The 9,132-nt window shown below is 43.0% G+C and carries 7 protein-coding genes and 2 pseudogenes; 4 read left to right on the top strand and 5 right to left on the bottom strand.

Annotated elements, in window-relative coordinates; all coding sequences use genetic code 11:
• The first annotated feature begins 51 nt into the window (after positions 1-51).
• Positions 52-435 carry a hypothetical protein gene (locus QUB12_RS35595; protein ID WP_333310823.1) on the top strand — a complete coding sequence of 128 codons (384 nt, stop codon included), beginning with the start codon at positions 52-54 and terminating at the stop codon, positions 433-435.
• A gap of 418 nt (positions 436-853) precedes the next feature.
• Here QUB12_RS35595 and QUB12_RS35590 read toward each other — a convergent pair whose 3' ends face one another.
• Positions 854-1,894, bottom strand: coding sequence for a hypothetical protein (locus tag QUB12_RS35590; protein WP_333310821.1), 1,041 nt, complete (start codon positions 1,892-1,894; stop codon positions 854-856).
• Between the two features lie 19 nt (positions 1,895-1,913).
• Entirely contained in the window at positions 1,914-3,623 is a 1,710-nt protein-coding gene (locus QUB12_RS35585; protein WP_333106742.1) for an SNF2-related protein, read from the bottom strand.
• A gap of 284 nt (positions 3,624-3,907) precedes the next feature.
• Here QUB12_RS35585 and QUB12_RS35580 point away from each other — a divergent pair, with 284 nt between their 5' ends.
• From QUB12_RS35580 to QUB12_RS35570, 3 genes and pseudogenes are all read left to right on the top strand, one after another.
• Positions 3,908-4,570, top strand: a complete 663-nt coding sequence (locus QUB12_RS35580) for an IS607 family transposase (RefSeq protein ID WP_333310819.1) — start codon at positions 3,908-3,910, stop codon at positions 4,568-4,570.
• A pseudogene (locus QUB12_RS35575) lies at positions 4,545-4,604 on the top strand (hypothetical protein); the annotation flags it as partial. The gene QUB12_RS35580 and the pseudogene QUB12_RS35575, both read left to right, overlap by 26 nt.
• Before the next feature lie 84 nt (positions 4,605-4,688).
• Positions 4,689-5,678 (top strand): annotated as a pseudogene (locus QUB12_RS35570) (RNA-guided endonuclease InsQ/TnpB family protein).
• 303 nt (positions 5,679-5,981) lie between these two features.
• Here the strand turns inward: QUB12_RS35570 and QUB12_RS35565 are convergent.
• The 3 genes from QUB12_RS35565 to QUB12_RS35555 all read right to left on the bottom strand — a co-directional run bounded on the left by QUB12_RS35565 (position 5,982) and on the right by QUB12_RS35555 (position 8,820).
• Positions 5,982-7,772, bottom strand: coding sequence for a relaxase/mobilization nuclease domain-containing protein (locus QUB12_RS35565; protein WP_333310817.1), 1,791 nt, complete (start codon positions 7,770-7,772; stop codon positions 5,982-5,984).
• Between the two features lie 65 nt (positions 7,773-7,837).
• Positions 7,838-8,251, bottom strand: a complete 414-nt coding sequence (locus tag QUB12_RS35560) for a plasmid mobilization protein (protein ID WP_333310815.1) — start codon at positions 8,249-8,251, stop codon at positions 7,838-7,840.
• A 380-nt stretch (positions 8,252-8,631) separates the two neighbouring features.
• A complete protein-coding gene (locus QUB12_RS35555) occupies positions 8,632-8,820 on the bottom strand; it encodes a hypothetical protein (protein ID WP_333310813.1) in 189 nt (62 codons plus the stop codon).
• Positions 8,821-9,132 lie beyond the last annotated feature (312 nt).

The raw sequence follows: 9,132 nt of genomic DNA, 5'->3' as shown, positions 1-9,132 counted from the left end.
TTCATCTTATCGGTTTTTAGCTAAAGAATGCAAAAAATTGTGGAGGTTGTCGTGAACAAACCTAAAAGTAAGATGGGAGGGATGGGAAAGCTGAGCCAGTTTTCCGGAATTAAGCAGTCACCAGCACCAGTAGATATTGAAGCTGATAGGGAACCCGCTCAAGACCCTCCGGTTGAAGCTGCGACTCTGGCTAATTCCAAGGAGAAACTGGTTGCGGTCAATTTTAAAATTACTCGCAACCAGCACGAATGGTTAGCAGATACAGCCAGACTTGTTAGGGACAACAACGCCCAAGCTGTGCCACCAGCAGAACGAGTGTATCCTCAGCATTTGATGGGCGTGGCGATTTCTCTGTTACAACAGGCTGATGTGGACTGGAGTAAAATCAAGAATGTTGAACAGTTGCGTAAACAGTTAAACCTATTAGACCTTTAGATTTTTTTAGGGGATCGCAATGACAGAATGGTTTACCTTTCCTGTGAAGGATGAGAAATTAGGCGTCGCTTAATTAGGGTATGAAAAAAATAACTTGAAAATCCCGAAGTTTTGTGGATACTGGTTTCTCTGACTTGCATATTTAGCCATTCATACCCTAAATCAGCAACGCCCAAAATAGGACATGACGTAAAGTTTTGTAAATATAAGACAAAATGACTTGAAGTAGCAAAGCCTGAAATGTTTAGCAGTAAAAGATTTCCGCTTTTTGGGTCTGTACGAGGGCAGAGTAGTAATACTACTCTGCTCTAGCTGACTGAGTGTTGGCAGCTTCTTTAGGCGGAAGGGACATTGAAAAGCGGCATTGTTACAAAACTTTACGTCGTGTCCTCGGAAAGCCCGTATCTCGGCTATACCCCTATCTAGTCCAAACTGTCGGGGAGATAATTTTAGCTGATAGATCATCTAAATAGAAATCGTAAACAGGTTCTCCTGATAATTCACAGCAAAGAGGTTCAATAATTTTAGTGAACGGATTCCAAACTACTGTTACAGTCCGTTTCGTTTTCTTTCTTTGCAACTCACATTGAATATGTACTGTAGGTAGATGGATAATCATTGCACTGTGCAACCAAGCTTCTACACTCATTGCATAACGCTCTTGGATATCTAACAATTTTCGATCTAGCTCTCTATTAGTAGCTTCAATTCGAGCTAATTCTTTGTCTAATTCATCACCAATCAAATTTTTTAACTCAATCTTGTGGCGAATCCCAGAGCTAATCGTGTTGTAATAATCCTTTAGTCTTTCTTCATCCCTAGCTCTTGCTCTTGTTAATTTAGCCTGCCAATTCTCTAAAGATTTTCCAATCAATATTCCACTTTGATGTTCGATTAACTTCAACAACTCATCAAAAGGAATAGAAAATGGTGTTTCTTGATTATCCACATCCATTCTGTCAGACTCCCAAAATAAAGCATCCCCAATTTGTACTGGTGTTACTCCTGTTATTTCATTGATAATAAACGAAACTAGACCAATCCTTTTTTCTTCGGCATTCGCTGTGTAAGCCACATTACATAAAATGTAGCGAGTGGTTGATGGTTTAGCATCTACAAAACGAATTAACCCATTTTGAGGTTTGAATCTCTCTGGTATGCTTTTGTCAAATCCCGTAGCTTTTAGATAGCCATCAAATTTTACACCCAAGGCACTAATCTGCCCTTTGACAGCTAATAGTTCAGATAATTTATTTAATACTTCTGAATGATAAGTAACAAAAACACTTTGAGGTACATCAGTGATAGTTGTAAAAGTTACTTCTTCTGGTAGAGAAAGTAACGAGGCTATGTTTTCATTTAACAGCGCATTTAAAACGTGTTCCCCAGCCGGTTCAGCTATTCCGTCATGGAGAGCTACAATTTTTTTTAAAGTAGTAATTATTGGGTCTGATAACATATTTAATCAAATCAATTTTTCAAGCTTCAAAATCTTCGCCAAAAATCTGTTCATCCAGTTCTTGAATTTGCTCATATTGTTTTTGGGCTTTCAACAAATTATCTGCCAATTGCTCAAAGGCTTGATCTAATTCGGGTTTAACTTGATGCTTAAGCCAGATATCCATGACAACTTCACTAAAGTCAAATTCATCATCCACATTGCCTAAAATTGTTTCAATTTCTCCGACTACCAGTTCAAACATATTAATTTTGTCGTGCAGTATCCGCAGAATATACTCTTCGATACTGCCTTTGAGACAGAAGTTAAAAATAAAAACATCCTGGGTTTGTCCGATGCGGTGGATACGACCAATGCGCTGTTCAATTTTCATTGGGTTCCAGGGCAGGTCATAATTAACGATCGCATTAGCAAACTGGATGTTACGTCCTTCTCCCCCTGTTTCCGATGCTAAGAGTACAGAAACATTATCCCGAAATGCGGCTATAGCCTCATCTTTCTGTTTAAGGGACATTCCGCCAGTAAATTCTGCAAAGGGGATATTTGCCGCTTGCAGCGTTTTAGCTAAATAGGTGCTAGTTGCTTTATGGGTTGTGAAAACTAAGGTTTTCTGGCGAGATTTGGAGAGCATCTCTACTAAGGTTTTTGCTTTCTCGACCTGCTTGACTTGGGATGCTCGTGCAGCTAAAGACTTCAGTTCTTCATCGGGTAGGCGGATAGTCAGTTGCTTGAGGGAGTCAGCTAAAGCATTAGGGGATGAACCCGCTCGCATTAGCAAATTAGTACGGGAGAGTCTGTCTAGTTTGTCCTCTGAAGAACGTAGATACTTGCTCAAGTCTTGGTAAAGTTTCTCCTCTCCGGCTGCCGGGGTAACGGTAATTGTGGTGGCGAAGCGTTTGGGCAGTTTGACATCTACTAGGGCGCGGGTATTTCGTACCATAACTTCCCGCATCAGAGTGCGTAACTTTTCGGGATTTTTAGGGACTCGTCCATTCTTGGAATTGACGTATTCTTTTTTAAAAGCGGCTTCTGTTTGTAGCAGTCCCGGTTTGAGGAGGGTTAGCAGATTAAACAGTTCCACAAGGGAGTTCTGCACTGGCGTAGCAGTAAGCATGAGGATAAACCGCTTATTGAGGGCGTTGACCAGTTTCCAGTTGAGGGTACTGCGATTTTTTAGATGGTGTGCCTCATCGACAACAACCAAATCCCAAGTACGACTGGTGACGTGAAGATAATGTTTAGCAGACTTAGCCGTGTTTAATGAAGCGATAATTCGCGGATTATTTGTCCAAAATTCGTCTATCGGTTGTTGTGGGTCACGGTTATCTGTGGTGATAGTAGCGATATTAAATTTGTCACTTAACTCTGATTGCCACTGGGAAACTAGGGATGCCGGAGTTAACACTAGGATGGACTTTACCATCCCCCTAGCTAAGTATTCGGCGATGATTAGTCCCGCTTCAATGGTTTTACCCAATCCGACTTCATCCGCTAGTAATGCCCGTCCACCCATTTGTCTGAGGACTTTTCGGGCTGTTTCAATCTGATACCAGTATTTGTCGATAGCAGTTAATGTGGGTAGGCAAATGAGTTGGTCATAGTCTGCCATTACCGAGAGGTTAAACAGGTCTAAACGCGCTTCGTAGAAGTTAAGCGGGTCGTATTTACCAGCTTTCAGGGCTTCTAAGGCAGTGGAAGGATTGAATTGAAATGTATAGTTTTTTTCCATATTTATAGTTTTTCCTTACTTGGTCTGCTAAACAGACCTGTCCGCTAGCCTAAAAGCTTTGCTAGGTAATAAGTGTAGTCATTATCCTTAGCGTTTGAGGCTAAGAATACGGGCGACCCACGGCTAGAACCCTTTATTGTACAGCCAAGTTATGATGCTTGGTAGTGATACGGAAGTAGTGGTGAGACGTGTAACCTAAAAGCAGTTTACACTACTTTAACAGACATAGTGGACATATCGGACAAAATCAAATAAAATAAAAAGTGTTCTTCCAGAAGAATGCCATGCCGTATGTCACACCAAGAGAAGCAGCTAACGCTTTGGGAGTTAACCCCAGAACCCTTGCCCGATGGTCAGAAGATGGCCTCATCAAGACCATCAAAACCGAGGCAGGACAAAGACGTTACGATATTGCCGAATATCTCAAGCAAAAATCCGGTACAACTGAGCTTGCTCGACGTTCTACAGTTTTGTACGCCAGAGTCTCAACATCCAGCCTCATAGACGATCTCAAAAGACAAACTGAGGCACTTACTACAAGTTACCCAGGCTGTGAAGTCATCACAGAAATTGGATCGGGACTCAATTTTAGGCGGCGAAAGCTTAACGCCATTCTGGAACGAATTATCAGCGGCGATATCCAATGTCTTGTCGTTGCCCACAAAGACCGACTTGCCCGATTTGGCTTCGACCTCATCGAATGGCTCTGTGAAAAATTCGATTGTAAACTCGTGGTTCTCTACCAGCAAAAATACAGTCCACAGGCAGAACTCGTGCAAGATATGTTGTCAGTCGTCCACTGTTTCAGCTCAAGGCTTTACGGACTCCGTAAGTACGAAAAACAACTCAGGCAAGACTCGGAAATACAAAAACAAAAAACGACACGCACAGAAATTGACAGCGAAATTAGCGCCGAACTCTGTGAAGAAAATTCGGATTTATCCTGATAGCAAGCTCACCTCAATTTGGCGACATTGGTTGGCGGGTTGTCGCTTTGTTTATAACCGTTGCATAGAGGCTTTGAAAAATGGCTTTCGAGGTAACAGCTATGATTTAGAAGCCCAAATCCTTAAGGATTTGCCAGATTGGTTGAAAACAGTACCGAGACACCCCAAAGCCAACGCTGTACAAGATGCTTACGACGCTTGGAGGCAAGCGAAAGCCAATAAGGGTGAAGCAAAGTTTCGTAGTTGTCGCCAATCAGTAGCAACCATTAAATTTAAAAAGGGGAATTACATCAAAGGCACTTGGTTCCCTCAACTAACCAAAGGATGTGGTTTTGACTCTTCCCAACCACTGCCAGATTCTTGCGAGTATGGCACCCAGTTAGTGCGAGACAGGCGACGTTGGGACGGCTGTGGTTCCAGAGCATATTTCCACAGAAACAACTACCCAGAATAAGGTAATTGCCCTCGATCCTGGGGTGCGAACATTTTTAACTGGTTACGACGGAGAAACGGTTTTAGAGATTGGCAAGGGAGACATAGAGCGAATCGTGAGATTATGCTTTCACCTTGACACATTAATTAGCCGTGCCTACCAAAAACAAGTTAGGACTAAGCAACGCCGTTCTTTACTTCGTGCTGCTGATAAAATCCGGCTCGATGTTCGCAATGAAAGTGGATGAACTTCATCGCCAAACTGTTAGTTACTTAGTCCGTAATTACAAGGTGGTGTTTATCCCCACTTTTGAAACATCCTCCCTGGTGTTGAGAGCAAAAAGGCGGATTCATACTAAATCTGTACGGTCAATGCTAACTTGGAGCCATTACAGATTTAAGCAGTTACTAATAGCTCTGGCTAAACGTTCCGGCGTCTTAGTCGTAGAAACGTTCCGAGGCTTATACGTCTAAAACCTGTGGCAAGTGCGGTCACGTTCATGCCAGATTAGGCGGCAACAAAATCTTTAAATGTCCTGAGTGCGGTTATATTGCCGACCGGGATGCAAACGGTGCTTTTGGTATCATGCTAAAAGCTTTGGCGGGTACGCCCTTCACCCTTGCGGGTGATGCTATCGAGGTATTTTCAGGTGTCGGAGAAATCCAAAATGTCTGAAATGTATCGCGTAAATGTACCACATAATCCTTGTCCCATAAGCAATACTTCGGACAGTTTTAGATCTAGTCGAGTCTCCGAAACCATTACTGGCTATATGCTGGACTATTTTTTCAAGGTTTAAGTAAGCGCGCACTCGTTTCAGAAAATGCGTAAAAAATGGCAGGGCTTCCTCGCCCTAGGCTTACAGGGCCGTTAAAAAACTGTCCGAAGTATTGATCAACAGGTTTTATCAAACATATTGATTGTTTTATGAACCTAAGCACTTTGTTTAAATTCTAGACAAATTTAAGGTAGCAACAATTAATCCAGTTCGATGTCTTGGATGCGCTGTTTATAAGGTTGGTTATTTGGTTGAATATTTTGCTGTTCTTGCTCAATTAATTGTATCCAGATATCATTCCAACTTGACTGTGGATTGACAAGTTCTGCATTCGGTAGCAGCGCAAGCGCATTTCGAGCGAGCTGAGAATTTTCTGCAATCGCTATAATAACGCTATCGAGTTCTTGTAAGAATTCTATAGGCAGTTGTGAAGCTCGTTCAATTCCTAGGTAAATTGTGGGTGGTGGTGTTGTAGAGTTATCCTGGTTATTTTCCTGTTCAATAAGCAAAATTGAAAGGGCTTCTATTGGGTTACAAGCAATCACAGCTCGCTCAATTTCTCCAGTAGTGGCTACCCAGAAAGCAGCTTCAGATGACAGGGAATGGGTTGTAGTAAAGTTGCCTCTTTCATCGAGAACAAAAGCGAACCGGGCTTCCCCCTCAAGCGTCCGTCCTGTAAATACAGCCTTTTCTGAGTTGGCATACAGCCAAGAATGAGAGTGCAATAAATCGAGCAATTCTAAAGGTAAACTGTACTCGACTGCTAGATGCGAGCGCACTTTTTGCCACTGAGTTTCATTCCTTTCTGGCAGGATTGACAGTTGTAACTCTAACTCCTTTGCTGTTGGAGGAGTTACAGGTGCAGTTGCTGCTAGCTCTGATTGTGACATCTCTAACTCATTTGCTGTTGCAGGAATTGCAGGTGCGGTTGCTGCTAGCTCAGATTGTGACAACTCTAACTCATTTGCTGTTGTACTCGTTGCAGGTGCGGTTGTTTCTAGCTCAGATTGTGACAACTCTAATTTATTTGTTGTTGCACTCGTTGCAGGTGCGGTTGCTGCGAGTTCAGATTGTGACAACTCTAACTCATTTGCTGTTGCAGATAGGGTTGCTCCTAACTCGGATTGTGACGACTCTAACTCATTTTCCTCTGCCTCGCTGGGGGCGATAGCTAACTGTTGTGGCTGCATTAAAGCTTCAATTAGGGCGTTATCTCGCCCTTGGTCATAGCTAATCCCTCGATGCTTCTGCAATCCAGAAAAAGTGTAGGCTTTACCCAACTGAGTGCCACTTAAAGCGACTCCATCTAACTTGTAAGAAATGCCTTTACTGAAGCCGATTCCAGTTCGAGTCAATCCGACTTGCACCTCTACGCCTTGTTGCTGCAACCGCTCAACGAATTCTGGCATACTTGGGTTGTCTTGGGTGACTTCATCAATTAGGTCTTGCAATTGCACTCTGACGCTCTTGTTTCCCTTGCTTTGTAAGTACCTGTGTTCTCCTGTAGTCGGAGCTCGCTTATCTGCTTCCCAACTAGGTGTAACAGTTTCCAGACTGTAGTTCCGTTCGAGCTGGCGAATTACTTCTTGGCTTTTGTAGTAATCCCAGCTATCGTCAACAACACCTCCATCTAGGCAAATGCGACTGGCGACGATGTGGATGTGGTCGTGTTCTGTATCGCTGTGCTTGACAACTGCGTACTGGTTGTTGTCAAATTCCATCGCTTTCATGTAGTTGGCTGCAATCGCCAGCCAGCGTTGGTCATTTTCTTCAGAATCTTCTAGTTTTTCGGTGCTATCAACAGATAAAGTGGCGTGAAAAACTGCTACTTTCAGGTTAGGTCTTAGTTGTCGGGCGATCCCAAATTCAGCAGCGAGTTCTTCAGGAGTTTGTCCGCACATAGTACCGCCAATTAGAGCGGCGTCTTTTTTACCTAGTACGTAGTTTAGACAGCCCCGAAAGCCTGTACCTTTGATTTGTTTGCCAATCATAACCGAAAAGGTGTCAGTTGCACAGAATCGATTGCTCAGGCGGTAAAGCCGAGGCTTGTTAATAATTAGCGTACTGTAGATTTGGCAAGGTTTGCAACTATTGTTTTAATTGCACTCCCATTTTCTCGAATGAGTTGCTGTACGCTTTCTAAGAGTCCTGTATTGACAACAACTGGTTCTCCCAATATCACAGCACTATTGCAAGCTTTAGTAATTTGATTGAGGTTGTTTCCTGCAATTCTCAATTGGGCATCAATCTTGCATAAAACTTGATAGGCTTTTAAGTCAAATGCAGCTAGAGGGCGCGGCATTGCTCTCCTCAATGCGGCGCGGCGCATGAAGTCGCTCATGCTCAAATTGACTTGCTCTGCTCTGGCTTTGATTTGATTGTAGTCTGAGTCAGACAATCTCAGTTCCAGCCGACTCGAAAGTCTCGGATTTTGCTGCTGTTGAGGAAATTTATTGAGCTTCATAGTCATAAAAATAGTTGAGTTTATCTCATTTTATAAATCTATAACTACTTTCAACTTCACCCCAAAATAGCCAACTAGGGGCGTAAAGTGACCCCCGCCATTTGAGGATAACTGGTTGCGAGCGCTACTCAATAACTGACAATCTATCCATTTGCTTTTTAAAGTGTTTGCTCGACAGGCGAGGGCGTTGTCAGCTCTTTTCTCCCTCTTATTTTTTATAGCTGTATAATATTCAGCTTAATTTGTATTACAGTTAGCTACATTTGTCATTAAAGCTTAAGAAAGTCTTAAACCTGACCAGGCGGCTAAGATTCCGCATTCATGAGGTGCATTGTTTTTCTTTAAAAGTAATAAATAAAGCTTTGTACGGACAAAACCATTGCTTGCTACCGAGAGAGAACAGCCATAACCAGCCTCAACAGGCAAATGTACGCTCGACACAAAAAAGCAGTAATTTGACCGAAAAAGTCAGGCATTTGCAGGATATTTTCAGGTAAATGCAGGTAAAATGCAGCCCGTGCAAAAACCTGCACTTGCCTGACTTTATACTGCAAATCCCTGATTTTATACTGCACTTGCCTGACTTTAGCGCACACAAAAATTAGCTAATTTTCTTGGTGGCGGCTTCGATCGACGGTGCGAGTCGCGAACAGATAAGTCTGCTGCCGCTCGATCAAATTACCGCATCAAGCCGATCGCCTGGTTCATTCCGTGTCAGCACGAAGAAATCAAAAAACGGGGCAACGATCGGCAATCTGCTTGAACCGGGCAACTTCTGCCTCGCCGACGATCGCGTAAGAAATTTATGTGAATGGTTCTATCCCTTCTAGCCGTAGGAAATATACGCGACCGGATGCGTCGCCTGCGACAATTGTGGCTCCATCGGT

The organism is Microcoleus sp. B7-D4 (genome assembly GCF_036705125.1).
Taxonomy (GTDB): Bacteria; Cyanobacteriota; Cyanobacteriia; order Cyanobacteriales; family Microcoleaceae; genus Microcoleus.
Note: the sequence above shows the minus strand (reverse complement) of the source record. Positions and strands in the feature narration are given on the sequence as shown.